At 69.0% G+C, this 26,110-nt stretch carries 24 protein-coding genes; 12 read left to right on the top strand and 12 right to left on the bottom strand.

Annotated elements, in window-relative coordinates; genetic code table 11:
* Positions 1-16: 16 nt before the first annotated feature.
* A complete protein-coding gene (locus tag AB5I40_RS40115) occupies positions 17-931 on the bottom strand; it encodes an NAD-dependent epimerase/dehydratase family protein (protein WP_370935361.1) in 915 nt (304 codons plus the stop codon).
* 145 nt (positions 932-1,076) lie between these two features.
* Here AB5I40_RS40115 and AB5I40_RS40110 point away from each other — a divergent pair, with 145 nt between their 5' ends.
* The 4 genes from AB5I40_RS40110 to AB5I40_RS40095 all read left to right on the top strand — a co-directional run bounded on the left by AB5I40_RS40110 (position 1,077) and on the right by AB5I40_RS40095 (position 5,318).
* Positions 1,077-2,438, top strand: coding sequence for an NDP-hexose 2,3-dehydratase family protein (locus AB5I40_RS40110; RefSeq protein WP_370935360.1), 1,362 nt, complete (start codon positions 1,077-1,079; stop codon positions 2,436-2,438).
* A 73-nt stretch (positions 2,439-2,511) separates the two neighbouring features.
* Positions 2,512-3,270 (top strand): SDR family NAD(P)-dependent oxidoreductase, encoded by a 759-nt coding sequence (locus tag AB5I40_RS40105; RefSeq protein WP_370935359.1) that lies wholly within the window; start codon positions 2,512-2,514, stop codon positions 3,268-3,270.
* 39 nt (positions 3,271-3,309) lie between these two features.
* On the top strand, positions 3,310-4,203 hold the full coding sequence (gene rfbA, locus AB5I40_RS40100) for a glucose-1-phosphate thymidylyltransferase RfbA (protein WP_370935358.1): 894 nt from the start codon (positions 3,310-3,312) through the stop codon (positions 4,201-4,203).
* An 8-nt stretch (positions 4,204-4,211) separates the two neighbouring features.
* On the top strand, positions 4,212-5,318 hold the full coding sequence (locus AB5I40_RS40095) for a nucleotide disphospho-sugar-binding domain-containing protein (RefSeq protein ID WP_370935357.1): 1,107 nt from the start codon (positions 4,212-4,214) through the stop codon (positions 5,316-5,318).
* Between the two features lie 122 nt (positions 5,319-5,440).
* Here the strand turns inward: AB5I40_RS40095 and AB5I40_RS40090 are convergent, their stop codons facing one another.
* Positions 5,441-6,790, bottom strand: coding sequence for a PQQ-binding-like beta-propeller repeat protein (locus tag AB5I40_RS40090; RefSeq protein WP_370935356.1), 1,350 nt, complete (start codon positions 6,788-6,790; stop codon positions 5,441-5,443).
* 261 nt (positions 6,791-7,051) lie between these two features.
* Complete coding sequence (locus AB5I40_RS40085; RefSeq protein ID WP_370935355.1) at positions 7,052-7,630, bottom strand: TetR/AcrR family transcriptional regulator; 579 nt, start codon at positions 7,628-7,630, stop codon at positions 7,052-7,054.
* A gap of 59 nt (positions 7,631-7,689) precedes the next feature.
* On the opposite strand from AB5I40_RS40085, the gene AB5I40_RS40080 reads away from it, so the two are divergent.
* The 4 genes from AB5I40_RS40080 to AB5I40_RS40065 all read left to right on the top strand — a co-directional run bounded on the left by AB5I40_RS40080 (position 7,690) and on the right by AB5I40_RS40065 (position 10,728).
* The gene (locus tag AB5I40_RS40080) at positions 7,690-8,046 is read left to right on the top strand and encodes a VOC family protein (protein ID WP_370935354.1); all 357 of its coding nucleotides are present in this window, start codon (positions 7,690-7,692) and stop codon (positions 8,044-8,046) included.
* Entirely contained in the window at positions 8,019-9,032 is a 1,014-nt protein-coding gene (locus AB5I40_RS40075; RefSeq protein ID WP_370935353.1) for an LLM class flavin-dependent oxidoreductase, read from the top strand. The genes AB5I40_RS40080 and AB5I40_RS40075 overlap by 28 nt, the downstream gene beginning before the upstream one ends.
* 418 nt (positions 9,033-9,450) lie before the next feature.
* The gene (locus AB5I40_RS40070; RefSeq protein ID WP_370935352.1) at positions 9,451-9,723 is read left to right on the top strand and encodes a hypothetical protein; all 273 of its coding nucleotides are present in this window, start codon (positions 9,451-9,453) and stop codon (positions 9,721-9,723) included.
* A 147-nt stretch (positions 9,724-9,870) separates the two neighbouring features.
* Positions 9,871-10,728, top strand: a complete 858-nt coding sequence (locus AB5I40_RS40065; protein WP_370935351.1) for a G1 family glutamic endopeptidase — start codon at positions 9,871-9,873, stop codon at positions 10,726-10,728.
* A gap of 124 nt (positions 10,729-10,852) precedes the next feature.
* Here the strand turns inward: AB5I40_RS40065 and AB5I40_RS40060 are convergent, their stop codons facing one another.
* Positions 10,853-11,746: an NADP-dependent oxidoreductase gene (locus AB5I40_RS40060; protein WP_370935350.1), complete on the bottom strand. Its 894-nt coding sequence runs from the start codon at positions 11,744-11,746 to the stop codon at positions 10,853-10,855.
* A gap of 92 nt (positions 11,747-11,838) precedes the next feature.
* On the opposite strand from AB5I40_RS40060, the gene AB5I40_RS40055 reads away from it, so the two are divergent.
* Both AB5I40_RS40055 and AB5I40_RS40050 read left to right on the top strand, forming a co-directional pair.
* Positions 11,839-13,548 (top strand): CocE/NonD family hydrolase, encoded by a 1,710-nt coding sequence (locus AB5I40_RS40055; protein WP_370935349.1) that lies wholly within the window; start codon positions 11,839-11,841, stop codon positions 13,546-13,548.
* A gap of 17 nt (positions 13,549-13,565) precedes the next feature.
* Positions 13,566-13,901, top strand: coding sequence for a putative quinol monooxygenase (locus AB5I40_RS40050; RefSeq protein ID WP_370935348.1), 336 nt, complete (start codon positions 13,566-13,568; stop codon positions 13,899-13,901).
* A 73-nt stretch (positions 13,902-13,974) separates the two neighbouring features.
* Here AB5I40_RS40050 and AB5I40_RS40045 read toward each other — a convergent pair whose 3' ends face one another.
* From AB5I40_RS40045 to AB5I40_RS40030, 4 genes are read right to left on the bottom strand one after another with little or no spacing between them, the layout of a single operon-like run.
* On the bottom strand, positions 13,975-15,072 hold the full coding sequence (locus tag AB5I40_RS40045) for an alpha/beta hydrolase (RefSeq protein WP_370935347.1): 1,098 nt from the start codon (positions 15,070-15,072) through the stop codon (positions 13,975-13,977).
* 23 nt (positions 15,073-15,095) lie between these two features.
* Complete coding sequence (locus tag AB5I40_RS40040) at positions 15,096-15,947, bottom strand: hypothetical protein (protein WP_370935346.1); 852 nt, start codon at positions 15,945-15,947, stop codon at positions 15,096-15,098.
* A 23-nt stretch (positions 15,948-15,970) separates the two neighbouring features.
* Entirely contained in the window at positions 15,971-17,131 is a 1,161-nt protein-coding gene (locus AB5I40_RS40035; protein WP_370935345.1) for a serine hydrolase domain-containing protein, read from the bottom strand.
* A 33-nt stretch (positions 17,132-17,164) separates the two neighbouring features.
* Positions 17,165-17,404, bottom strand: coding sequence for a hypothetical protein (locus tag AB5I40_RS40030; protein ID WP_370935344.1), 240 nt, complete (start codon positions 17,402-17,404; stop codon positions 17,165-17,167).
* Positions 17,405-17,574: 170 nt separating this feature from the next.
* Here AB5I40_RS40030 and AB5I40_RS40025 point away from each other — a divergent pair, with 170 nt between their 5' ends.
* A complete protein-coding gene (locus tag AB5I40_RS40025; RefSeq protein ID WP_370935343.1) occupies positions 17,575-19,839 on the top strand; it encodes a helix-turn-helix domain-containing protein in 2,265 nt (754 codons plus the stop codon).
* Here the strand turns inward: AB5I40_RS40025 and AB5I40_RS40020 are convergent.
* Positions 19,836-21,224 (bottom strand): Shedu anti-phage system protein SduA domain-containing protein, encoded by a 1,389-nt coding sequence (locus AB5I40_RS40020; protein ID WP_370935342.1) that lies wholly within the window; start codon positions 21,222-21,224, stop codon positions 19,836-19,838. The two genes, AB5I40_RS40025 and AB5I40_RS40020, sit on opposite strands and share 4 nt — an antisense overlap.
* Positions 21,225-21,303: 79 nt before the next feature.
* Positions 21,304-22,263, bottom strand: a complete 960-nt coding sequence (locus AB5I40_RS40015; RefSeq protein WP_370935341.1) for a DMT family transporter — start codon at positions 22,261-22,263, stop codon at positions 21,304-21,306.
* On the opposite strand from AB5I40_RS40015, the gene AB5I40_RS40010 reads away from it, so the two are divergent.
* Positions 22,262-23,671, top strand: coding sequence for a PLP-dependent aminotransferase family protein (locus tag AB5I40_RS40010; protein WP_370935340.1), 1,410 nt, complete (start codon positions 22,262-22,264; stop codon positions 23,669-23,671). The two genes, AB5I40_RS40015 and AB5I40_RS40010, sit on opposite strands and share 2 nt — an antisense overlap.
* On the opposite strand, the gene AB5I40_RS40005 is transcribed toward AB5I40_RS40010, so the two are convergent.
* Positions 23,668-25,164: a class I adenylate-forming enzyme family protein gene (locus AB5I40_RS40005; protein WP_370935339.1), complete on the bottom strand. Its 1,497-nt coding sequence runs from the start codon at positions 25,162-25,164 to the stop codon at positions 23,668-23,670. The two genes, AB5I40_RS40010 and AB5I40_RS40005, sit on opposite strands and share 4 nt — an antisense overlap.
* On the bottom strand, positions 25,161-26,048 hold the full coding sequence (locus tag AB5I40_RS40000; protein ID WP_370935338.1) for an alpha/beta hydrolase: 888 nt from the start codon (positions 26,046-26,048) through the stop codon (positions 25,161-25,163). Before AB5I40_RS40000 ends, AB5I40_RS40005 begins: the two co-directional genes overlap by 4 nt.
* Positions 26,049-26,110 lie beyond the last annotated feature (62 nt).

The following is a 26,110-nucleotide window of genomic DNA, read 5'->3' as shown; positions in this document are numbered from 1 at the left end:
TGCCCCGCAACGAGGATCACGGCCGCACCGACTCCCACAACGCCCGCAGCGAATCGTCGAGCGTGTGCCGTGCCTGCCAGTTCAGCACCGCCGAGGCGGGACCCGGATCCACTTCCTGTGCGCCCTCCGCGGAGCGATGGGACGCAGTCTGCTGCGGAGCCCGCTCGGACAACCGCGCGGGCACCCCGCTGATCTCGACGAGGTCCGTGACCAGCGAGCGCACCGAGATCGACCTGCCGCTGCCCAGAAGGACAACCCCGCCGGGAATCGGCGTACGCGCGGCGAGAGCGACGGCGGACACCAGATCGCGGACATCGAAAAAGTCACGGGAAGCCCGGAGGGCGAAGAGATCGAGCGTGGCGGACGAACCTTCGCGGGCAGCCGCTGCGAGAACCGCGGCGACCTTTCCGGGGAGACTGGCCTCCGGAATGCCTGGACCGAGCACATTGGACAGTCGAAGAACCACGCCGTCGACAGCGCCGCGGGCGGTGGCCGCCAGCACCGCACGAGTGGCGAGATTCTTGGTGCGCCCGTAGGGAGTCCGCGGCGCACACGGCACGGATGCGTCGAGCCGGACGCCGCCAGGCACCGAACCGTGTTCGTGGACAGTGCCGAACTGCACGAAGCGCGTCCGCGGCGAAAGCCCGGCGAGCACATTCTCCACCAGGCGAGTGTTCGAATACTCCATCTGTTCCTCGGTCACCGCGCCCCACAGCGCGCCCGCCGCGTTCACGACAAGGCTCGCCCGCAGGTCCCCGAACAGCTCGCGGGCCAGTGCCGTCGCGAGGTCGGCCGTGACGATCCGGGCGCCGGGAACGTCGGCGCTCCGCCGGGCGATCGCGACGACGTCGCAGCCGCGTGCGGCCAGCCCCGCACAGACCTGCCTGCCGAGAAAACCCGTGCCACCGAGAACCACCGCGCGATCGTTCACCGCCGCAGCGTGCCAGCCCGCCCTCGACCACGGATCCAGCCCGCTCGGCCAGGGCTCGACCAGTCCGCGAAGAGCACGCCCGACGCTGAAAGCCGAACGGCGGCCAGGCCCGTTGCCCGGTCGGTTGACGAGATCCGGGGTTGTTGTGGACGAAGACGAAAGCATCGCCGTCTCAGCGGCGGTCACCGACAGCGCCGTCACGCCGAACAAGGACGTCGACCAGTGGTTCGCCGCGCATCGCGCGCGCTCGGACTTCTCGGTCACCCGCATCCCGTTCGCCGAGATGGACCACTGGGGTTTCGCCGGCGACGCCGGCGCGCTGGCGCACGACAGCGGGCGGTTCTTCTCCGTCGCCGGACTGCGGCTCGAACCCGACTCCGGACCGGCGTGGGACCAGCCGATCCTCGTGCAGCGCGAGATCGGCATCCTCGGCCTGCTCGTGCGCGACATCGACGGCGTGGCCCACTTCCTCGTGCAGGCCAAGGCCGAACCCGGCTACACCGGCGGCGTGCGGATCTCCCCGACAGTGCAAGCCACCCGCAGCAATTTCAGCGGCGTGCACCGCGGCCGCTCGATCCCGTACCTCGAGCATTTCCTCGACGCGCCGCCGGAACGCGTTCTCGTGGACAGTCTCCAAGGCGAACGCGCGGCGTGGTTCCTGCGCAAACGCAACCGGCACCTCGTGGTGCGCGTCGACCGCGACGTGCCCGAGCACGACGGCTTCCGCTGGCTCACCCTCGGGCAGCTGCGCCGGCTGATGAAGGAGGACAACGCGGTGAGCATGGAGATCTGCTCCGTGCTGGCCTGCCTGCCCGCGCCCTCGTCCGACGGCGCGTCCGACTTCCACACGGCGCTGGCCCGCTCGATTTCGGGCAAATGGCAGGCGAAACACGGAATGCGCGAAGTCGGCAGCCGCTTGTGCGAGATCAAGGCCCGGCACGAAATCGGCCAGCGCCCGATCCCGCTGCACACCGCCGAAGGCTGGCAACGCGACGACCATCGCCTCTTCCGCCCGGACGGCCGCTTCTTCTCCGTGGTCGCCGCCCGCGTCGAAGCGAACCGCGAAGTTCCACAGTGGACCCAACCGCTGCTGGCCCCGGTTCCGGGCGGAATCTCGGCGCTGGTGACCCGCACCATCGACGGCGTCCTGCACGTACTGCTCGACGCCCACATCGAAGCGGGCTCCCTCGACGTCGCGGAGTTCCGGCCCACCGTGCAGTGCACCCCGGCCAACTACGACGGCCGGACCCGCCCGCCGTTCCTCGACACCGTGCTCGGCGCCGCGCCCGAGCGGATTCGCTACGACGGTGTGATCTCCGAGGAAGGCGCGCGGTTCCACCACGCCGAAAACCGCTATCTGATCGTCGACGGCGGCGAAGACTTCCCGCTCGACGTGCCGCCGGAGTTCACCTGGGTGAGCGTCGCCCAGATCCGGCGGCTGCTGGAACACGGCTACTACCTGAACATGCAGGCGCGCACGCTCGTCGCGCTGCTGCACGCGATCTGACCCACCCCGGCACCAGCCGCGCTCAAGCGCGACGCCGGAGGATCGCCGCGGACGAAACCTCAGGGAGGCAAGGATGGACACCGGACTGACCGGCCGCGTCGTGCTCGTCACGGGCGCGACCGGAGGCATCGGGCTCGCCACGGCACGGGCGTTCGCCGCGGAGGGCGCCAAGGTCGCGCTGACCCACCGCGACAGCGCGGCGGCCGCGGCCGTGCTCGTCAAGGAGTTCGGGCCGGAGCGGGCGATGGCCGTCCGCTACTCCCTCGCCGAACCGGAGTCCGCCGAAGCCGCCTTCGCCGAGATCACCGAACGGTGGGGCCGGGTCGACGTGCTCGTCGCCAACGCTTACCACCGCACCGGACGGCGGGCGCCGGGGCACCGCTTCGAAGACGTCGCCGCGAGCGAGTGGCAAGCGACGCTCACCGACAACCTCGCTGCCACGATCCGGCTGTGCCAGCTCGTGCTGCCCGGGATGCGCGAGGCGGGCTGGGGCCGGATCGTGCTGCTGTCTTCCCACGTCGTCTCGCACGGCCGGCGCGGACAGGAAACCTATGCGGCGGCGAAAGGCGGGCTGCACGGCTTCGCCCGCAGCCTCGCGTGGGAGGCGGGCGAGGAGGGCGTGCTCGTGAACGTGGTCGCGCCGGGCCTCACCCGCACCGAGGCGGTGCTCGCGAAACTGCCGGAAGCGCTGCGGGAACAGGAACGTTCGCGCACCGCGACCGGGAGGCTGTCGGAACCCGAAGACGTCGCCTCCGCGGTGGTCTTCGCCGGATCGGCCGCCAACCGCAACATCAGCGGCCAGGTCCTCGAAGTCTCCGGCGGTCGCAGCTGAACCGAAAGATCCATTCGGCACCAACGGAAACGGGCGGATATGCGCGGAATCATCCTCGCCGGCGGTCACGGGACGCGGTTGCACCCCATCACGCGGAGCGTGTCGAAGCAGCTCCTGCCGGTCTACGACAAACCCATGATCTACTACCCGCTCTCGACGCTGATGCTCGCGGGCATCCGGGAAATCCTCGTGATCTGCACCCCGCGCGACCTCACGCTGTTCGAGAACCTGCTGGGCGACGGCAGCTGGCTGGGCATCGAAATCACCTACGCCGTGCAATACGAACCGCGTGGCCTCGCCGACGCGTTCCTGATCGGCGCCGACCACATCGGCGACGAGGACTGCGCGCTGATCCTGGGCGACAACATCTTCCACGGCCACCGCTTCTCCGAACTCCTGGTCCGCCACCACTCCCCGGTCGAAGGCTGCGTGCTGTTCGGCTACCCCGTGACCGACCCGGAGCGCTACGGCGTGGCCGAGATCGACGAGACCGGCCACTTGCTGTCGCTGGAAGAGAAACCCCGGCACCCCAAGTCGAACCTCGCGGTGACCGGCTTGTACTTCTACGACCGGCACGTGGTGGACATCGCCCGCGGCCTGAAGCCGTCTCCGCGCGGCGAGCTGGAAATCACCGACGTGAACCGGCACTACCTGGACGCCGGAGCCGCCCGGCTCGTCCCGCTCGGACGCGGGTTCGCCTGGCTCGACACCGGCACCTACGGCTCGCTCATGGACGCCGGGCAGTACATCCAGCTGCTGGAACACCGCCAGGGCGTGCGGATCGCCTGTCTCGAGGAAGTGGCACTGCGCATGGGTTACATCGATGCGGCCGAATGCCACCGACTGGGCGAGGACATGGCGCACTCGGACTACGGTCGCTATGTCCTGACTGTCGCCGGCGCACAGCAGGTCGCGGGACCGGTGATGCTCTAATGGGTTCGATGCGCGTACTGGTCACCGCGGCGGTGCCCAGCCACCTCATGTCGATCATCCCGCTTGCCTGGGCATTGCGTTCGATGGGCCACGAAGTACTGGTCGCGGGCAAAGCCGACGTAACCGCCACCGCGCGCAGTGCCGGCCTGTGCACCGCCGACGTCCGCGAAGCCGACAGCGGACTCGACGCCCGCCGCAAGGCCGCCGCGAAGCCCGTGTCCCCGGACGGCCCGCCCGACTGGGCGCGGATGGCGGACAACTGGCGCGCGCGAGTCGGCAACGTGCTCGACAGCTACCTGGAAACGGCGCGGCAGTTCCGCCCGGACCTGGTGGTCACCGACCCCATCGAATACAGCGGCCCGGTACTCGCCGGTCTGCTCGGCATCCCCTACGCCGTCCACCGGTGGGGCCCGGAGTCGTTGTCCAGCGACGCCCTTCCCCACGCACGAACGGCACTCGCCGACCTGGGGCCGTTCAACGCCCCCTCGGCCATCGTCGACCCGTGCCCGCCCAGCCTGCAAGCCCCCGAAGCGACCCCGGCGAGCCATCCCCTGCGCTTCGTCCCCTTCAACGGCTCCGGCACGGTGCCGAGGTGGCCGTCCGACGGCCGGACGCGGCTCTGCGTATCGCTCGGCATGTTCGGCTTCAGCGTGCTCGCCGGCGACGGTTCGGCCACCGTGCTGGAAGTACTGGCCGGCAAGCTCGCGGGACGCACCGATCTGGACGTGGTGCTGCCCGTACCCGCCGAATACCTGGAGCAGGTGCGCGAGCTGCCCGCTCCCGTACGCGTCGTACCACAAGTCCCGCTCAACACCGTCCTCGGCGACTGCGCGCTGGTGCTGCATCACGGCGGCTCCGGCACCGCGCTGACCGCCGCGACGTTCGGTCTGCCGCAACTAGTGATGCCCCAGGCCCACCCCGCGCTGGCGAGCTGCGCGGAACGCCTGTTCAAGACCGGCGTCGCCCGGGAGACCGGTGCCGAGCCGGCGGAAGTGATCGACGAGGTCCTGGCCTCCGGCAACGAGGCCGGGCGAGCCGCCGAACTGCGGGAGGAAATGCTCGCGCTGCCGACACCGGCCGAGACCGCGGACGCGCTGACGCGGGAATTCGCCTGAAACGGCTAGGGAATCCCGAGAAGCACGTGAGGTTTCGGGGAGACGTTTTCGCCGAACTGTCGCGGTTTATCCGGGCACCGCAACTTGGCGAAATTACCGCCGCCTCCCCGATCCCACGGGGGTCAGGCTCCGGAGACAGCCACCACGCCGGTCATGGTGCCCACGTACGCGTGGTCACCGGACAGGGTGGGAGAGGCGAAGTGCGGGACAGTGCCCAGGTTGATCTGACTCCGCACCGTGCCGTCGGCCGGGGACAGTGCGTACAGGTCTCCGGTGTTCCAGTCCACCACCCACACCGCGCCGCCGCCTACCGTCGGGGAGCCGTTCGCGGAGACTGCGGCGCGCCAGACCACGGTGGGAGTGCCGGCCGCGTCGACGCGCACTGCTGCCGGACCGTCGGTGCAAGGCAGGTAGGCGGTGTCTCCGCTGGTCGCGCTCCCGCCGAAGGACTGGCAGATATCGGCCTGGGCCAGTTGCCCGCCGATGCCGCCGAGCTTGTCGTGGTTCAGCACGTACCCGGTGCCCCGTTTGCCGACCGCGATCACGTGGTCGCCGAGCAGGGTCGGACTGGACGAACCGAGATCCAGGTCCTGTGCGTTGTCGTCGGCCCAGGTGTCCGGGGCGAACAGGTCCACCCGCTGCAGGGAGGGCGACAGGGCCAGCACGGAATCGCTGTCGTCGTAGGCCATGGTGGATTCGCCGTTGCCCACCGAATAAAGGAGCCGTTGCCCGTCGACGACGCCGCCACCCGGGGCCCAGATCCCGGCTTCCCTGGTGGTCGGCACGGCGTAGCTGATCGGGTCGGTACCGGCGGTGGTCACCGATGCCACTGAGCCGATGTAGTTGGCGCAGTCGCCAGCCAGTCCGCCGTAAGGCACATAGACCCGGCCGTCGAACAGGGTCAGCGCCGCTCGCTGCTGGTGGGCCACCGCGTCGCCTTTCGGCGGCTCCAGTGGCGTGCGCACCTCCACCGCACCGGTTCCCGTGTTCACCCCGACCAGCACGTGCTGCCCGCCGGTGAGTTCGGCCAGCGCGTAGACCCGCGACGTCGCCTGGTCGTACACCATGGTGCTGGTGATGCCGAGCGGATCGATGTTCCCGCACGGCAGTTCCGACCGGCGCGCCGGTTCGCCGATATGGGCCGACCAGCGCGTCGCGCCCGTGGCCGGGTCGAGCGCGTACACGGTGTTGTTTTCCGTGGCGGCCAGGATTTGCCCGCCGACCACCAGCGGCTGCCCGTACACCGCGCCGTCCAAAGTGGACTGCCAGGCCGTTCCGAGCGTGCCCAGCGGCGCGAGATCGGCGGCGTCGCCGGTACGCGCGTTGTCGCGGTGATAGGTCGGCCAGTCGCTCGCGGCGGCCTGCCGGAGATGACCGGCGGCCTCCGGAGCGGCCTGCGCCGGTACCGGAGAGCCGATGATCAGCACGGCGGCTGTGCTCGCGATCGCCGCGCGAAAGCCAGATTCGTTCATCACGCACCACTTCCCGAAGAGGGGGCCGATGACTCCGCTGGAATCGCAGTATCCCGCGCCGAACTCCCGTGCGACAGCGTCGAGCGACGCGGGCCGTCCAGGCTAACCGGCAAGGCCGTTCGCCTCCGAAACGTCGTTTCACCTGCCGCCTCGGCCACGACAGAAGAATCCCGGGCACCGTGCCGCGTCAGCGGTGCGCGACGAGCCCTTCCGGCGATCCGCCCCGAGCGGACGCCACCGGCCCGGTCCGCCGCCTCGCCTTCATCCGGAGCCCGTCCCGAGCACGGAGTCCAGCTCCCGCAGGAGCCGCGCCACCGGACGCGGCCGGATCTGTTGTTGCACAACGGTTCCCAGCAACCAGGACAGCAGCGCGTGGGGCGCGTCCTCGGGATCGTCGACCGGCAGTCGCGCGGTCAGTTCCCCGAACAGCGCGCCCATGTCGTCCAGCGTCGCGGCCACGGCCTCGGACGCCTGCCGACGGCCGGTGTCGATCCAGTATTCGAACCACAAGAACGCGGCGTGCGGCCGGTCGGCGAAGGTGGCCAGGTAAGCCCGCACGACCGCGCGCAGTTTCTCGGCTGGATCGGACTCGCGGTCGGCGGTCCGGCGCAACTCGGCCGTCATCGCCGTCACGTGTTCTCGCATCGCGAGGTCCACGACGTCGTGGATCTCGTCGAAGTAGTAGTGCACGGCGCTCTTGGTCAGCGGGCTCGCGTCGGCGACCGCGCGCGCAGTGCAGGCCGCGAGCCCGTCACGGGCCAGGACTTGTCTGGCGGCGTCGACGATCTGCTCGCGCTTGCCGCGCCGGTTGGCTTCGATCACGGGCCTGTTCGGTGTCACCCCGGTGAATCTACCTTCTCCGTTGCCACTTTGGGACACGTGGCCTAAAGTCAGGACACATGTCCCACAAATTCGTGTTCCACGACGTCCGGACCGCCGACTTGGCGGCCTCGCGCCGCTTCTACACCGAACTGTTCGGCTGGGCGGTCGACGACACCCCCGCCGGGCCGATGTTCGGCGACGACAACGGCGCCTGGGGCGGGTTCACTCCGCTGTCCGACGGCGATGCACGGCGCCCGCAGTGGATTCCCTACGTCCAGGTGTCCGATGTGGACGCCGCGGCCCGGCGCGCGGTCGCGCTGGGAGGGCGGATCGTCAAGCCGCGCACCGATTTGCCGCCGGGTTCGGTGACCGTCGTCGACGAACCCGGCGGCGCGACGCTCGCGCTGTGGCAGCCCGCGGACCGGCGGGGTTGAGCGTGCGCTTGTCGTGTGCGCTGCCGCCGTCGGCCGCGATCGCCGAGCAGGCCCGCCAGGCCGAGCGGCTCGGCTATCACCGGGTGTGGGTCTTCGATTCGCCCGCACTGCACGGAGATCTGTGGATCGCGCTGGCACAGGTCGCCGCGGCGACCGAACGGATCGGGCTGGGCAGCGGGGTCGCCGTCGCCGGCCTGCGCCATCCGATGGTGACCGCCGCCGCGGCCGCCGCGGTGGCCGAAACAGCGCCAGGGCGGCTGACCCTGGCGTTCGGGACCGGCCACACCGCCCGCCGCGCCCTCGGGCAACGGCCGGTCCGGGTCGCCGGCCTCGTCCGCGAGGTGCGGCAGGTGCGGTCGCTGCTCGCCGGCGACGTCGTGGAGATCGACGGAAAGCCTTGTCAGCTGCGGCAGTTGCCGGGCTTCGGGCCCGCCCGGCCGGTGGACGTCCCGGTCTGGCTGGCCGCCTCGGGGCCGCGAACCGCCGAGGCCGCCGCCGGCCTCGATGTCCCCGGCGTGCTGACGACCGGCTTGCCCGGCCGGCCTTGGCCCGAATGCGCCCTGCTGCGCTTCGGCACCGTGCTGCGGCCGGGCGAGGACCACGCCGCGCCGCGCGTCGTCGAGGCCGCCGGGCCCGGCTGGGCCAGCATCGTCCACGCCGTCTGGGAAAACGATCCGGCCGCGGTCGACGAACTGCCCGGCGGGCAGCGCTGGCGCGCCGAGATCGAGGCCGCCCGACCGGAGCCGGAACGGCACCTCGACGTCCATCAGGGGCATCTGACCACGTTGACCGCCCGGGACCGCGGCCTGGCCGCCGGCGCGGGCCCGGCGCTGCTCACCCCGGGCTGGACCGGCACCCCGGCGCAACTGCGAGACAAGGCGGACCAAGCGGCGGCGGCCGGGGTGACCGAGATCGTTTACGTCCCCGCCTGGCCCGACGTAACCGCGGAACTCGCCGCGTACGCCGAGGCACTGCTCGCGCCGTGAACTGGCGGCGGCAGGCCAGACATCCCCGCGAACCCGCCGCCCGCGGGGATGTCTGGCCTGGCGGCGAGTGTGCGCCGCCGAAGCTCGGCCAACAGGTACGACTTCTCGACCGGGATACGGACATTTCCCCGCGAGACAAGGTCTGCCGCTCGGCCGACGCTTCCTTCGCAATGCCGTCCAGATCCGCGAATCGGATGCGCAGGATCGAGGCCTCCGCAAGGCCGCCGACGATGAGCGGGCAACGCCGGAAGCCGCTCATCGCTCGCATCCGAACGGCGCACAGTCAGGGACCTTTGCCCGCTGGCCCGACCCGGGCGAGCGTGCCACACTAAGCGGCCCTCGCAGCGAACCGCGCATTCCCGCTGAGCCGAGATCGTTTTCGAAATGACGATCAAGGTTCTCGAAAAGGGACGGATCAATGACAAGTCCGCAAAACCGTTCGATGACGCTGGCGGCGACAGCGACCGCCCTGTTCGTATTCACCGGCGGCATCGCGGGCGCCGCGACCTATCGGGGCGCGTGGGCGGGAGTGTTCAGCGCCAAGGCGAACTGCGACGCCTCGAGCGCGAACCGGAACGACCCGCCGGATCTCCTGACCTATCCCTGCGGATACCACACCAGCGACCCGCGCAGCCCGAGCGGCGGCGGGCAGGCCGGTTGGTATTACTTCTACCGCTACCGGATCGACTGAGCCGCCGTTCCGCGGCTGAATCACCGCTGCATCCCGGAACGGGCGCTGGCCGCGGAGGCGGGATTCATGGCTTTCCGTCCGGATTTCCCCGCAGTCCGCGGCATATCCCCAGTGCACCAACGAAATCCGCCGACCAGGAGGAATCTCGTGCCGACAAAACGACCGCTGAGAAACCTGGCGAGAACGATCACCGTGCTCGCCGCTGGGGCGTTGCTTCCGCTACCGGTGACACAGCTGCCCGCGAAACCGTTGTCCGCCAACGCGGCCGCGGCCCAGGACCAAACACAAGCCGGGCCTTCAGTCCGGCCGCACGGAACTACCACGGTCACCAACTTCACCTCGCGGAACTGGTCGGGCTACTTCACCACCAACGCGGCCCACACGACCGATTTCCGGTCCGTGCACGCGCGGTGGATCCAGCCCAAGGTCACCTGTCCGGCGAACAAAGACGCCTGGGTCGTCTCCTGGGTCGGCATGGACGGCTGGTGGAACGACGTCGTCGAGCAAGGCGGCTCTTCGGCACGCTGCGTCAACGGCGTCCCGCAGTACGCGCTCTGGTGGGAGATGTTCCCGCACAACGACATCCAGCTCGCGAACCCGGTCAAACCGGGAGACCTGATCGACGCCAGCGTCACCTACGAAGCCGCGGCCAAGAAGTTCCGCATCGTCGTCAAGGACCAGACGACCGGGCAGACGCTGATTCAGGTCCAGCCCTGCTATCCGGACATGGGCGGCTGCCCGCGGGTCAACGCCGAGGTGATCACCGAGACGCCGCTCGGCGGAAGCGCCGGCGACGGCGTGTTTTTCCTGCCGAACTACGGGGCCGTCAGATACGACCAGGTGTCCGTGACCGACACCGGCGGGCACGTCGGATCCCTGGACAATCCTCATTGGGACCTCGGGCACGTCAACCAGGTGAGCCCGACGAGCGGCGTCACCAAGCAGAACGCCTTGGCCCTCGGGCCGCGCGGCGCGTCGTTCAGCACTGTGTGGGTCCACGAGTAGCGGCGGGACGGAAAATGTCACCAAGCAAACCGACGGCATCCTGGGCGGCACATCCTGGCTGCGGGCCCCGGACATCCGGGCCCCGTAGCCAGCGCTGGGAACCAGCGAAGAGGGACCGATTCCGTCAGACCAGCAATACCCGGCGTCCGCGAGTATGCCCCGCCTGGCTGTCCGCGTGCGCTGCCGAAGCCTCGGCCAGCGGATAGGACTTCTCGACCGGGATGTGGAGTTTTCCTTGCGAGATAAGGCTTACCGTCTCAGCCAGCGCGTCCATCATGTTCCCGCCGACGCCCGCGAAGCGAATCCCCAGCATCGGGGCCTCCAGGTCGGCGATGGTGATCACTCGCGAAGGATCCCCGGTCAGGTCCAAGAGACCGCGGATCACCCCGGTGCCGTTGAGATCCAGAGCGGCGTCGATCTGGCCGAGCTGACGGACCCGGTCGACCCAGCCCTCGCCGTAGGTGGTCGCGATGGCGCCCAGGCTCCGTACGTAGTCCTGGTTCGCGGGACTGGCCGTGCCGATCACCTTGATTCCGCGCTCGCGGGCGATCTGCAGCACCGCTGAGCCGACTCCGCCCGCGGCGCCGCTCACCAGCAGCGTCTGTCCAGTTTGGACATCGACCAGGCGGAGGACGCGGAGCGCGGTTTCGACCACCGACGGGTATCCGGCGGCTTCGGCGAAGGTCAGGCCCGAGGGCAGGCGCGCCCAGGACGACAGGGCGGCGAACTCGGCGTAGGTGTTCGAGCCCCGGCCCAGCACCAGGTCCCCGACCGCGATGCCGGTGACGCCCTCGCCGATCTCGTCGACGACGCCGGAGGCGTCTTGGCCGACGCCGGAGGGCAGGTCGATCGGGCGGATCCGCTGGAACTGGCCTTCTCGCGTGCGCCAATCGTGCGGGTTCACGCCTGCCGCTCGCACGGCGACCCGGATCTGGCCGGGGCCGGCGTGGGGTTCGGGCACTTCTGCCAGGTCAAGGACGTCGGGGCCGCCGTATTCGGCGAAGCGCACTGCTTTCATGCCGCCAACTTAACAACAACGGTTAGTGTTTTGCAACGGTTAGTGTTACGGTCGGCCGCACCGAGCCAGCTCCTCTCCTGACGGGAGTAACCGTGTATCCACCGCGCATCGACGCTGGCGTCCAGATGACGACCCGGGACGGCGTCACCCTGGTCGGCGACCTGTACCGCCCGGCCGCGGACGGTCGCTGGCCCGTGCTGCTGCACCGGACGCCTTACGACCGCACGGGCGTTTTCCGCGTGTCGGGGCTCGTCGCCGATCCGGTATGGCTGGCCCGGCAGGGCTTCGCGGTGCTGGTGCAGGACAGCCGCGGGCGATTCGGGTCCGGCGGGGAGTTCGACTTCATCACGCAGGAGTACAACGACTCCTCCGACACGATCGACTGGGCCGCCGAGCAGCCCTGGAGCGACGGCAACGTCGGGATTTACGGCTCGTCCTATCTGGGCATGACCGTGCTGCAGGCCGTCGCCGCCCGGAATCCGCGGCTCAAGGCGGCGGTCGGGATGATCGGGACCGCCGACATGCGGCACACCGCGCGCCCGGGCGGACTGTTCGAGCTGGGGTTTCTGACCTTGTACGCCCTGGGGATGGCCGCGGAAGGTCTGGACCACACCTCGCTGAGCCCGGCCGAGCGGGACCAGGTGCGCAAACAACTGGAGAAGGCTTTCGCTGACCGTCGGGCGGCGGTGAGCCAGTTGCCGTTGACCAGCCTCGCTCCGCTGGACGACGGCCGGGTCGCGCCGTCGTGGGCGGACTGGCTGCGGTCGCCGCACGATCCGTTCTGGGACCGGCCCACGCTGCTCACCGAGCCCGAGCGGGTGGACATTCCGTTTCTGCAGATCAGCGGATACCGGGACTTCACAAGCCCTACGCAGTTCCGGCTCGCGACCCGGTTGGCGGGCAACGAAAAAGCCAGCCTGATCGCCGGTCCGTGGACTCACGCGGGCACCTACAGCGCGTTCGGCGACGTCGGCGCGCGGGTGTTGCCGAACGCGGCGGCCGGGGTGCCGACGTGGAGTCCGGTGCTCGCCTCGTTCTTCGACCGGCATCTGCGCGGCGGCGACGGTTCGGATTTCCCCGCGGCTGAGCCATATCTGTCCGGGAGGGTCAGCTATTTCGTCGGCGGATCGAATACGTGGGCGAACGCACCTGCCTGGCCGCCCGCATCGACGGTCGAAGAATGGGCGCTTTCCTCAGACGGCCTGCTGACGACCGAAGGGAGCCACGGCTCAGACACCTTCACGGCCGATCCGCGAGACCCGTTTCCCACGCACGGCGGAGTAATCGCGTTCGAGGGCGACCCCGCCGCGGCTCCGGGCGGCATCCAGGATCAGCGCGCGGTCGACGGGCGCGAGGACGTGCTCCGCTACACGAGCGCCCCGCTGACCGAGGACGTGACGATCGCCGGGCAAGCCGAGATGATCGCGTACGTCACCAGCACCGCGCCGGACGCCGACATCTGCGTCACTTTGGTGGACGTCGAGCCTGATGGTTTCGCGCTCAATGTCGCCGAGGGTGCGCAGCGGGCCCGATATCGCAACGGCGGCGACACCGATTGGCTTGCCGCGGAAGAACCCAGCCGCGTGATAGTTACCTTGCACGACGTCGCGCATCGATTCGCCCGCGGGCATCGTATCCGGGTGCAGATCGCCGGGTTCAGCTTTCCGCGATTCAGCCGCAATCTGCACACTCGCACGGTGCCGGAGTTCGGCACTCTCGACGAGGCGGTAGTCGCGCAGCACACCTTGCACCACAACGAAAATTATCCATCCGCACTGCGTCTTCCAGTGCTCGGCGCATAAGAAACCAGGAGCTTCCGTTGTCTGAAATCGTTGTTATCGCCCGCCTCAAGGCGAAGCCGGGCCGCAGTGGCGAAATGCTCGCCCTGTTTTCCGAACTGGTTCCCGAAGTGCTGCGCGATGAGCCTGAGACTCTGCGGTATGCCTTCTATGTTGAACAGGACCCGTTGCGGGTGACGGTGGTCGAGAAGTACCCCTCGCGCGCCGCTCTCGAAGCGCACAACACCGGAGTACTGACCAAGTACCTGTCCCGGCTGCTCGAACTCCTCGACGGCGCACCGGAAACAGTCGAACTGCGACCGGCGGAGCTGGCGATCTCAGTCAGTCCGGACGACGCCGCCCGGTTGAGCCTCTAGCCCCGCTCCCGACCGAGGTACGTGAGGGGAACCCTGAGGGAATTAGATTCCCTGAGGGTTCCCCTCACGTACTTTAGGCGACCCCAGCAGCGGCGAAAGCTTGCTCCAGGCGGGGCAGGTAGTCGACGAGGTCCTGGCCCCAGCACCCGGCCGTGTGCTTGCCCTGGCAGTTCGGTCCCCAGGTCTTGCCGTTGCCGTAATCCACGGCGTAGTAAGGATGTCCGGCCTTGTCGAGCGCCGCCTTCAGGTTCTGCTGGGCGGCCTCGGTGACCGATTCGGCGAACGCCGGTTCGTCGAGGAGGACGTTGATCGGGTTCCCGTTGCCGGAGCCGGTGTAGAGCGAAACGCCGACTGTGGCCAGTTTCCCGGCATTGACGACCGGGCCGTGGGCCAGCGCCGCGGACATGTCGCCCGCCTCGTTGAGCGGTCCGAAGGCGGAGTCGGTCGGCACCGCCGGCCCGAATCCGCTGCCGCCGGCGGTCTCGCCGGAGCCGGACGTGCCCGACATGGCGAAACCGACGTTGGACAGCGTGCCGCGGATCGCCGTCCGGACCCAGTAGAGGTTGAAGTCGATCGCGCCGGACAGCGAAACGGCCTGGCTGAACAACTCAGGCCGGTCCTCGGCGTAGTGCAGCGCGCCGAAGCCGCCCATGGACAATCCGCCGATCGCCCGGCCCGGCTTCGCGGCGATGGTGCGGAAGTTGGCGTCGATGAACGGGATCACCTGGTTGAGGTGGAAGGTTTCCCAGTTCTGCGCCCCGGCCGCGGTGTCCTGGCGGACCCAGTCGGTGTACCAGCCGCGGAGCCCGCCGTCCGGAATCACGGTGATCATCTTCTGGCTCGCCAGCATCGCGGGGTACGCCAGATGCGGGTTGCTCGGATCGTCGCCGACGCCGTGCAGGAAGTAGAACACCGGGTAGCGCTTGGCGGCGTCGGTGTAATAGCTGCTCGGGACGATGACGCGGATGTGGTGCTGTCCCGCGACCGCCGGAGTCGTCACAGTGAGGACGAAGTTGGTCGCGGTGCCTTGCGGGGTCCCGACTTGGGTGAGGCCGTAGCCGTCGGTCAGGGTGGGCACAGCGGGAGTGTCGGCGTGGGCGGGGCTGCTGAAGGCCAGCACTGCCGCGACAGCGGACACCAGGGCTCGCGTACGCGTAAACAACGGTCTCATGGTCGCTTTCTCGGTAGCGGGGGTCACGGGTTCTGGGTCACGTGGAAACCGGCGCCGTAGGTGCCGGGGTGCGCGGCGTCGCGGGCGCGCAGGTCGGCGAGGATGTTCGCCGAGCTGGTGTAGGCGTATTGCGGGACGCCCAGAATGACGGCCTTGGTGATGCCCGCCCACGGACCGGCCGCCTGGAAGTTGTTGCCCTGTCCGGGATATTCGGTGCCGGGCACGTGCCAGATCGCCGGGCCGCCGGAGTCGCCGGCCTTGTGCTTGGCCCAGGACTGGTAGACGCCGTTGGCGTTGTTGGTGATCCGGCCGTACCAGACGCCGAGCTGACCGGACACCACGAGTTCGTTGTTGTTGTTCAGCGCGGCGCCGAGGAGGCGTTCGCCGGGCAGCGGCGGGTTCAGCGCGTTGGGGCTGGGCTGCCCGTCGGGGGCTTCCATTTCGCCGGTCTGCTTCAGGTACGGCCCCTGCGAGGAGAGCGTCACCGACGGCACCAGCTCGATGATCAGGTAGTCCTTGGCCGGGTGGCCGGTCATCGAGCCTTCCCGGCTCTTGAAGTACCGCACGTAGCCGATCGGGCCGAACCCGGTGTCGCCGCGGTCGTAGACCGGCTGGATGTTCTCCGGGATGTCCCGGTCGGAGTACTTCTGTCCGGGCGGATCCTGCAGGCAGTGCCCCGCCGAGACGGCGATCTTCCGGTCGTACTTGTCGGTGCCGACCGCTCCGATCGTGCAGAAATGGTCGGGCGCGTTCGGGTCGAACAGGATCTGCATCGAGTTGAAGACCCGTTTCGCCGTCTCGGCCGAGGCGCTGGCCGCGCCGGTGACCGCCAGGACGACCACCGCGATCGCGGCGAGGAAACTTCGGGTGCGCACACACGCTCCTTGATTCGTAGGGTTCACTGCCTGCTGCCGCAGAGAGCGGAGTCGATCACGTCGACCGGCGAGGGCCGGATGCTCGTCAGCTCCCACGCGTTGGTCATCATCGAGGCGTACCGGCCGTCGTCGGTCACCGCGGTCAGCGAGGTGTAGCCGGACGCCGCGACGCCGTTGTGGAACCAGGCTTCCCCGCCGCAGGACAGCGTGATCGCCTGCAGGCCGAGGCCCAGGCCGACGTAGTTCGGGTCGTGCACCGGGACCTGGATCGTCCGGCGCATCTCGGCCAGCGCGGCCGGGGAGACGACCTTGCCGTCGAGCAGCGCGCGATAGAACACCGACAGGTCCGACAGCGTCGAGACGACCGCGCCGGCCGAGCTTTCGATCGACGGTTCGGAGATGACCGGCGCCGAGGTCGTCTCGGTCCAGAAGAAGAACGGGCCCGCCCGGACCCCGCGGTACCCGGCGAGGTACGGCGCGGGCAGGGACCGGTCGCCCGCGTGCGGGAAACTGGTCTGCGCCAGGCCGAGCCGGTCGATGATCCGCGTGGTGATCGCGTCGCCGACGGACATCCCGGTGACCTGCTCGATCAGCAGGCCGTTGATCAGGTAGCCGAGGTTGGAGTACAGCACGCTCGTGCCCGGCGCGGACGCGGGCGGGAAGTTGCGCAGCCCGACCTGGACCAGGTCGCGAAGACCGATGCTGCCGTCCGGTTTGACGAACCCGGCCGCTTTCTGGGCCCAGGCCACCACATCCGGCGCGGGGATTCCGGCGGTGTGCTGGAGCAGCTGGCGGACGGTGATCCGGTTGCCGTCGTAGCCGTTGCCGTCGACGAGGCCGGGCAGGTAATGCTCGATCGGCGCGTCGAGCATTACCTTGCCCTCGTCGACGAGTTGCAGGACGACCGACGCGGTGAAGGTCTTGGTCTGGCTGGCGATGCGGAAGCGCTCGTCCGGCCGCAGCGGGCGCGCGGGTCCGGTGATCGTCGCGCTGCCGGCGGACAGATGCCACGACCCGGACGCGTTGCCCGCATAAACGGCCGCGCCCGGTCCGGCGTGGGACTGGTAGCCGTTGAGGACAGCCTGGGTGTCGGCGTGGGCGTCGGACGCGGACGCCGGTGCGGCCAGCGCCACGGCGACGACGACGCTCGCCAGCACCGAAGCCGTCCGTCTCAGTGTGCGCACAAAATCTCTCCTTCGCTCGAAGGGTTTCCGGAGCTATCTGAACTGGTACCGGCAGACGGCCACCGCCACGACGATCAGCAGCAGCACGCCCACCAGCACCAGGCACCCGACCCCGCCGCTGGCCGACCGGCGGCGCTCCGCCTGCCCCCTTGGCGGAACGCCGGGATGGCATTCGGCGTAGTGCCGCGTCCGCTGCTCGGCGCTGTCGGCCCTCGTGAGCCAAGGCGTCCGATAGCCGCATTCGCCGCACCAGTACCGGTAGTCGGCGGCCATACCCGCTTTCCTTCTCTCTTGCGGCGAGGTGACCGGGCTGGGGGATCCGGTGCCGATCATGGTCGCGTTCGCGCAGGTCGTGGCGCCAGAGCACAAGCCGGTCAAAGATGACCGGCCCGCGCGGTAAGGTCATTTCCGGGAAAGCGGGCGCACAGTGAGGGGTCTCCGCGGTGACGAGCCGGGCCGGCGTTCTGCTGCGGGAGATGCGGCGTCAGGCCGGGTTGACGCAAGAGCAATTGGCGGAGCGCTCCGAGGTCAGCGTCAGCACTATCCGGCGGCTGGAGAACGGCAAACCCATCGATCCGCGGATGGGCACCGTGAAGCTGCTGGCCGATGCGCTGGGAAGCACGACGGCCGAGCGGCGCGCGCTGCTGGCCGAGTTCGGCGTCTCCCCCGCGCCTGAGGAAGCCGAGCCGCCGCGCATCCGGAGCGCGCTTTCCGAAGCCGCGGACCAATTCGCGCAGGTGGTCGCTTCTCGCTGGCAACGCGAAGAAGAGCAACGCAGGGTCCACGATCCCTTTCCGCTGCCGGTCCGATGGGAGCTGGCGGCCGAACGGCTGACCGATCGCTGGGACAACATCCGCAACGTCCCTCCCGGCGGTGCGACGGAACCGCTGAAGCTGGACGGCGAACTGGACGACATCGCGGAGGTCTACCGGCGGATCCCGTCCGGGCGGCTGGTGGTGCTGGGCCGGGCCGGTTCCGGGAAGACGATCCTGACGCTGCGGTTCGTGCTGAGCTGCCTCCGGACGCGCGCCGCCGGCGAGCCGGTGCCGACCATCTTCGCCATCAGCACGTGGGACCCGACGGCCAGCACGCTGCGGGACTGGCTGATCGAACGGCTGCCGCAGGACTATCCCGACTATCCCGGCCTCACCGCTTCGCTGGCCGCCGAACTGGTCGAAACCGGGTGCATCCTGCCGGTTCTGGACGGGTTCGACGAGATCTCCGGCGGACTGCACGCCGCCGCGCTGGCCGCGCTCAGCGCCACCTCGCTGCCGTTCCTTCTGACCACGCGCCCCGGCGAATACGCGACGGCGGTCGCCGCGACCGACGTGCCGACTTCGGCCGCGGGCGTGGAACTGCTCGACCTGACCCCGGCCGACGTCGCGAATTACCTGCCCCGCACCACCTCCCGCGACGGAAACCGGTGGGGCCCGGTGCTCGCCGAGATGCGCGGCCGTCCCGACGGGCACCTGGCGACGGCCCTGCGAACGCCGCTGATGGTGGGTCTCGCGCGGACCGTCTACAGCGACGTCCCCGGCCGCGACCCGGCGATTTTGCTGGACACCACCCGGTTTCCGACCTCCGACGCCGTCGAAGACCACCTGCTAGCCAGCTTCGTGCCCACCGTGTACCGGCACCGGCCCCCGCATCTGGCGCGCCCGCTCCGGAGCTGGGACCCCGGACGCGCCCAGCGGTGGCTGGGCTATCTCGCCCAGCACGTGGGCCAGCTCGACGACCACGATCTCGCCTGGTGGCAACTGGGCACTTCGCTGCGCCGGTCGTCGCGGATCCTCGCCGTCGTCGCGGCTTCGACGCTGGCGATCGCCGTGCTGAACTGGCTGGTCTTCGTCCCGCTCGACCTGATCGGCCGCGGCAGCGCGTTCACCTTCCGCGCGGGCCTGATGGACGGACTCCTGATCGGGCCGATGGTCGGCCTGGCCTTCGGACTGGTCTACGGCCTGATGATCGTGTGCGGCGGGAAGACGATCGAGCCGTCGCGCGTCCAGATCCGGTTGCGGGGACGACATCGAACCGGACGGCAATTCCTCCGCACCTACGCCGCCCGGCTCGGCACCGCCCTGCTGGGCGGCTTCGTGATCGGACTCGGATACGGCCCAGTCAACACCGCTTTGCACGGCCTGCTCTTCGGTTTCCCGCCGGACGGCAAGTCCCTGGTCGAGAAAATGCTGGTCCCCACGCTCGTTTACGGACTCATCTTCGGGCTGGCCGCCGGTCTCGTGTTCGGGCTGATGGCCGCGCTGGAAATCCCGCTGGACGTCGGCTCGGCCGCCACTCCGCTCGGCCTGCTGGCCACAAACCGCACGACTGCGGTGCGGCAGTTGCTGATTCTGGTGCCGACAGTCGCCCTAGCCATCGCTTTCGGAGGGTGGCTGCTGGTTGAACTTCTCCAAGGCCCGCTGGGTCCGCTTCGCTGGCCGCTGTCGGCGGGCCTGCTGATCGGAGCTGTAGGCGGTCTGGGTGGCGGGCTTTCTTATGTGCTGGCGTTCACGGCTTGGGGACAGTGGGTGCTGCTGGCGCGGATCTGGCTGCCGCTGACCGGTCGGCTGCCGTGGGCGGTGACGGAGTTTCTCGACGACGCGTACCGGCGCGGGGTGTTGCGGCAGGCTGGGGCGGTGTATCAGTTTCGCCATGCGCGGCTTCAGGATCATCTCGAGCGCGATTTTCGAAGCCGGACTGCTCGGAACTAGCTGATCTCGAAATTCAGCGCCCTGTCCGCGCTGTCCAGCAAGTCGTCATAAGTGACGACCTGAACGCGGCTGAGGTGTGCGTTGTAGGAGCGGATCGTCTGATCCACCTGCTCCCTCGTGACATCGGCAGAGAGTGCTCGGTCCTGGTGGCCGATGACCACAGACCCCTTGACACGGCGGTAGTCGTAGTCGAAGCCGCATTCGTTGCTATGAACGGTCTGGAGGGCCGGCCCCAGGTCGTCGAACGAACGAAGATAGTTCATGCACTGGCTGACCGCTTCATGGACCTCGTCGGCCACGATGAGGTGGTTCCGGTGCTTGCGCACAATTCTGCTTGCCGGCCCCTTGAGTTCCACGATGTGCAAGCTTCTGTCCGCACAGAGCAAGGGAATGTCGTGCTGGTCCAATGGCATGAGGGTACGTCTGGCCGCGATGCCGACGTACTGACCGCCGAAGATCCAGTAATTCGTCCCTATCGCGTTCTGCATAGCCGTCTCGGTGGCATCGTCGATCAGCGCGAGTTCGCGCAGTCGCGCCACAAGCCGCCGCCGATGCCCGATCACGGCCGCTTCCGCGGCGGTGAGACCTTGCGGCGTGGAAGTGATGCCATGAACAACCTTGCCGAGATCGTCGCGCTGAGCCAGCTTCCGCCCGAACTCGACAGCGTCGAATGCGCTGGCGTGCCGCAGCTTCCTGATTTCGGCGACCCGGTCGGCGATGGAACGCGCGAACCGGCCGAAACTCATCTCCTCGCGCGGCTCGCGCACCTTGGGCTCGTCCGACGCCGTGGACGCCAAGTAACAGATCGCGTCGTACCTGCCGTCCTGGATCAGCCGTTCGAAGACGATCCCGTACATGTCCTCGTAGGAAGCACACTCGGGAAAGCCGAACTCGTTGCCGAAGCTCGCGTTCGCAACCCGAACACCAGCTGTCATGCTCGCGCAATCCTCCGTCACGAACAACAGTGCCAAACAGGGCTTGAACGCTGTCAACGCCTCTGGTTCATACGGACGGCCGAGGTTCACGGCATCGCCGAGAACTTCTTTGACCCGGTAGTTGAAGTTCTTGCCGACCGACTCGCCGTCGTCTGCCCGGAACCCCACGGCGGCAACAGGAATCCCGTCCTCGACCACGAGCAGGTCCCATTCCCGGGGAGCCGGGTTGTAGGCACCGGGCAGTGACATGACCTCGCCCGTGCGAATAGCGGACCGGTCCAGACCCGCGCGGACGAGTTCCTCCACGACAAGGTTCACCAATTCCCGATCCGGCGGTCCGCTGAGGATCCGGCTGCCTGGCTTCGGCACGGTTGGCGGTACCAGCCGCCCCAGCAACGCTCGCTTAGCCCAGAAGCTCGCAAGCGCCTCCGTCGCAGGGTGTGCGACCACAGGACCCCCTCGTCAACGTCGTCGCCTCGAATCCTGCCATTGTTCACGGCAACCCGCGAGAAATCAGCACCCAACGTCGCTATCTCGCGCGGTCGGCCACCGTCTCCCGAACCTGCACCGGAGGCCGAGCAGTCCGGACCCGCACCGCGCTTCCCGCGCACGCCACCACCGCTATCCCGCCCAGGATGGTCTGCCAGGTCAGCTCTTCGCCCAGGAATACCGCTGCCCACAACAGATTCAGCACTGGCTGCACCAACTGCACCTGGCTGACCTGAGTCATCGGCCCCAGCCCCAGTCCCCGGTACCACGCGAAGAAGCCCAGATACATGCTCACCACCGCCAAATACGCGAAGGCGGCCCACTCGCCGACTGTCGCATGTGGAGGGTGGCTCGCCATCGACACGACGGTCAACCCGACCATCAACGGCGACGCGACCACGAGAGCCCACGAAACGGTTTGCCACGCGCCCAATTCCCGCGCGAGCAAACCGCCTTCCGCGTAGCCGACGGCGGCGGCCAGTACGGCACCGAAGAAGAGCGCGTCCGACCACTGCACTCCGCTGAGTCCACCGCCTTGCAGGACGGCGAAGCCGATCGCGGCGACGGCACCGACCGCGGCCAGGGCCCAGAAAGTCGCGGGCGGACGTTCGCGCGTGCGGAGGACCGCTACTACGGCGGTCGCGGCGGGGAGTAGCGCGATGACGACGGCGCCGTGGCTGGCGGAGGCGGTGGTGAGGGCGTAGGAGGTCAGCAGCGGGAAGCCGATCACCACTCCGCCCGCGACGACGGCGAGACGAAACCATTGGGTGCCGCGCGGGAGGCGTTGTTTGGTGACCGCCAGCGCGACGGTCGCGAGCACCGCGGCGACCACTGCGCGGGCGGAGCCGATGAACATCGCCGAGAGTCCGCCGTTTTCCACGGCGAGCCGGGTGAACGGCATCGTGAACGAGAAGGCCACGACACCGAGCAGGCCCCACCAGAGACCGGCCCGGGGTAGCGCCGGTGCCGCCGGTAGAGTAGCGCTATCCTTCAGTTTCATGTCCGACGATAGCAGCTCCCGGATCGCTTCGACACTGCGCGACTGGATCAGCACCGCACCGGCCGGAGCGAAGCTGCCCTCGTCGCGGGAGCTGGTCGCGCGGTATTCGGCCAGTCCGGTGACTGTCCAGAAAGCACTGCGCAGCCTGTCTTCCCAAGGGCTGGTGGAGAGTCTGCCGGGCGTCGGCACGTTCGTCCGCGCCGCGCCGACCACCGGGTCCGGCGACTACAGCTGGCAGACGGCGGCACTCGGAAGCCCGGGGCACGGGCTGCTCAAACAGCCCGCGTCACTGCAACCGGCCTCCACTAACTCAGTAGCGCTTCATTCCGGCTACCCCGACCCCGAACTGCTGCCGGAACGTCTCGTCCGGAGTGCGTTCTCCCGGGCCGCCCGCACGGCCGCGCTGGTGGGACGGCCGCCGACCGCGGGAGTTCCCGAACTGCAGGCCTGGTTCGCCGCGGAACTCCGCGCGGTGACGCTGGCCGGGATCGCCCCGGTGACGCCTCGGGACGTCGTGATCACGCCGGGCAGCCAGAGCGGCCTGGTCACCGCGTTCCGCGCGCTGGTCGGGCCGGGACAGCCGCTGCTGCTGGAATCGCCGACGTACTGGGGAGCGATCCTCGCGGCGAAGAAAGCGGGAGTCGCGGTCGTGCCGGTGCCGAGCGGCCCTCACGGACCGGATCCCGACGAACTGGCCAGGACGTTCGAGCAAACCGGCGCGCGGGCCTTCTACGCGCAACCCAGTTTCGCCAGCCCGACCGGCGCGCTGTGGTCTCCTGATTTGGCCGGCCGCGTCCTCGACACTGTTCGGCAGCACGGAGCGTTCCTGATCGAGGACGATTCCGCGCACGATTTCGGCATCACCGCGGAACCACAACTGCTCGCGGGCCGTGACGACGACGGCCACGTGGTCTACCTCCGCTCGCTCACCAAGAGCGTCTCCCCCGCGATCCGAGTCGCCGCCCTGATCGCCCGCGGCCCGGCGCGCGACCGGATTCTCGTCGATACGCTGGCGGAGTCGATGTACGTCAGCACAGTGCTGCAGACCGTCGCGCTCGACGTCGTGACCCAGCCCGCGTGGCGCACCCACCTGCGCCGGGTCCGGCACCAGCTCAAAACCTGCCGGGACCTGCTGCTCACCGGACTCCGCGACCACGCACCCGCGGTACACGTGGAATCCGTGCCCCAGGGCGGGCTCAACCTCTGGGCCCGGCTCCCCGCAACGGTCGACCTGACCCGCGTCGTCCGCGACTGCGAAACCGCCGGTGTCATTGTCGGTCCCGGCGACGAATGGTTCCCCGCCGAACCCACCGGACGTTTCATCCGGCTCAACTACGCCGGACCCAACCCCGGCGCATTCACCGACGCCGCCCGAGTGATTCAAGAAGCAGTCACGGCCAACGCCTAGCTTTCCGCACGCAGGGCCGCCTTCTGCACCTTTCCGGACGGCGTCAGCGGCAGGCTGGGCCGGAGCACGATCTGGCGCGGGACCTTGTAGTCGGCCACCTTCCCCGCGCAGAACTCCTTCAGTTCCGCCTCGGTGACCGCCGAATCCTGTGCTGGCACAACGTAATACCGGCCGATCTCGCCCAGCACCGGATCGGGAACGCCGACCCCGGCCGCCATCAGCACTCCGGGATGCTCGGCGAGGACGTTCTCCACCTCGATCGGATAAATATTGAAGCCGCCCTGGACGAACATGTCCTTGGCGCGGCCGTGCAACGTCAGATAACCCTCCTCGTCCGCGCGGGCCATATCGCCGGTGTGCAGCCAGCCGTCCGCGTCGACCGCCGCCGAGGTTTCCGTCGGCAGATTGTGGTAGCCAGCCATGATCGACGGGGTCCGGAACAGTAGCTCGCCGGTTTCGCCAACGGGCAGCGCTTCTCCCGTCGGAGAGGCGATTTTTGCTTCCACGCCCGGGAAAGGAACCCCGATCGACCGTTCGGTCGCTTCCGTGCTGGCACCCCACGGCGTCATCACGACCGCGCCGGAAACCTCGCTCAGCCCGTACAGATTCATCACGGTCGCCTTCGGGAACGCAGCCGTAAGGCGTTGCAGCAGAGCCGGTTCCGCGTTCGCCCCGCCGGTGACCACTACGCGGATCGCGGACGTGTCGACGCCGGCGAAACGTTCGTGATTCAGCAGCAGCGTGTGCATTGTCGGCACGCCGACCCACATCGTCAGCCCGGCGGTCCGGAACAGATCGGCGGCGGCACCGGCGTCGAAGGACGGCAGCAGCACCGTCCGGCTGCCCGCGACCAAAGCGGACAGGATGCAGCAGGTGATGCCGCTGACGTGATTCAGCGGAACGGCCACCGGCAGCACATCGGCGGGGCTCAGCTGGAGGTGGTCGGCTTCCGCGGCGGCGGACGCCAGCTGGCCGCGATGGGTCAGCGTCGCGCCTTTGGGGCGGCCGGTGGTGCCGGAGGTGTAGATGATCATCACCGGGTCGTCGTCTTCGACCGCCGCCGAAGCAGCAGCCAGCGTTTCATCGGGCTCCGCTGAACCCAGTTCGGCGAACGTCACGAAGGAAACACCGGGCAGGCCAAGTTTTTCCAGCAGGGCAAGGAAATCGACGTCGCCCGCCGACGGTTCGGTCACCACGAGCCGCGCGCCGGAATCGCTGAGGATGTGCGCGAATTCGGTTTCCCGGTAGCGCGGGCTCAACCCCACCACCACCGCGCCGATTTTCGCGGCGGCGAAGTACACCGCCAGCCATTCCGGCGTCGTGCGCCCGTTGACCGCGATCCGGTCGCCGCGCCGCACGCCCCGCCGCAGGAAGTCGGCGGCGATCCGGTCCGACCACGCGTCCATCTCGGAAAACCGGAGGTCACGCGAACCGGCGGTCCAGCCGACGGCGTCCGCGGAGGCGGTGCGGAGCAGGTCGTGAATACGCGTCATCGCTCGTCCTCACTGGTCAGGTGGACGGCGAGGAAGTCGAGCTGATCCGCGACGACCTTGTCGACCACAGGCGGATGGTAAACCGTGAAGTGATCCGCGTCGTAATGCTTCAGCACCGCGCGCGGCGCGTCGTCGGCCACGCGAGCGGCGATCGACGGGTCGATGAGGTTCTCGTGGTCGCAAGCGCAGATCAGCAACGGACATCGGACGCGCGAGGCCTGCGCGGCGGCGTGGTAGAACACCATGCCCAACCCGGACGCGGCGGTGATCCGGTTGTCGAACCGGCAGCCGGTTGGCGTGACCGATTCCCAGCCTTCCAGCGCACCGGGCTGATTCACGAACGCCAGCTCGCCGGGGCGGCCGACCAGCGGAACGTACCGGCGCGGCAGACGCAAGACGGACCGCAGCAGGTCGGAGACGATCGGCCCGGTGAACCGCGCGAGGTGCCGCAGCCCGGCCCGCGCGACGACGGCCCGGCCGCTGAACACCGGACACTGCACGACCGCCGCGGCCAGCCACGGATGCCGTGCCGCAGCGGCGAGCACGTGACTGGAGCCGAACGACGTGCCCCACAACGCGATCCGGCTGGCGTCGATCTCCGGCCGCGCGCGGGCGAATGCCAGCGCCGCGTCGACGTCCTCGGCGTACCGGCGCTGGCTGACCAGCTGCCGGGGCTGCCCGCCGGACTCGCCGAGGTGCCGGAAATCGAACGCCAGCACGGCGAAACCCGCTGCGGAGAACCAGGTTTCGTACTGGCCGAGCATCATCTCGTGCGTCGCGCCGCCACCGTGCACGAGCACGACCGCCGGATGCGGGCCCGGCCCGTCCGGGAGCGTGAGCCAGGCCGCGCACTGGTCACGGCCGGAACGGAAACTGGTGCGCATGATCCCCCCTTCAAGTACGTTGTACGTGAACCTAGTTAAACACGTACCTTGTACTTAATCAA

It is taken from the genome of Amycolatopsis sp. cg13, from assembly GCF_041346965.1.
Taxonomy (GTDB): Bacteria; Actinomycetota; Actinomycetes; order Mycobacteriales; family Pseudonocardiaceae; genus Amycolatopsis.
This window is presented reverse-complemented; position numbering and strand designations above follow the sequence as displayed.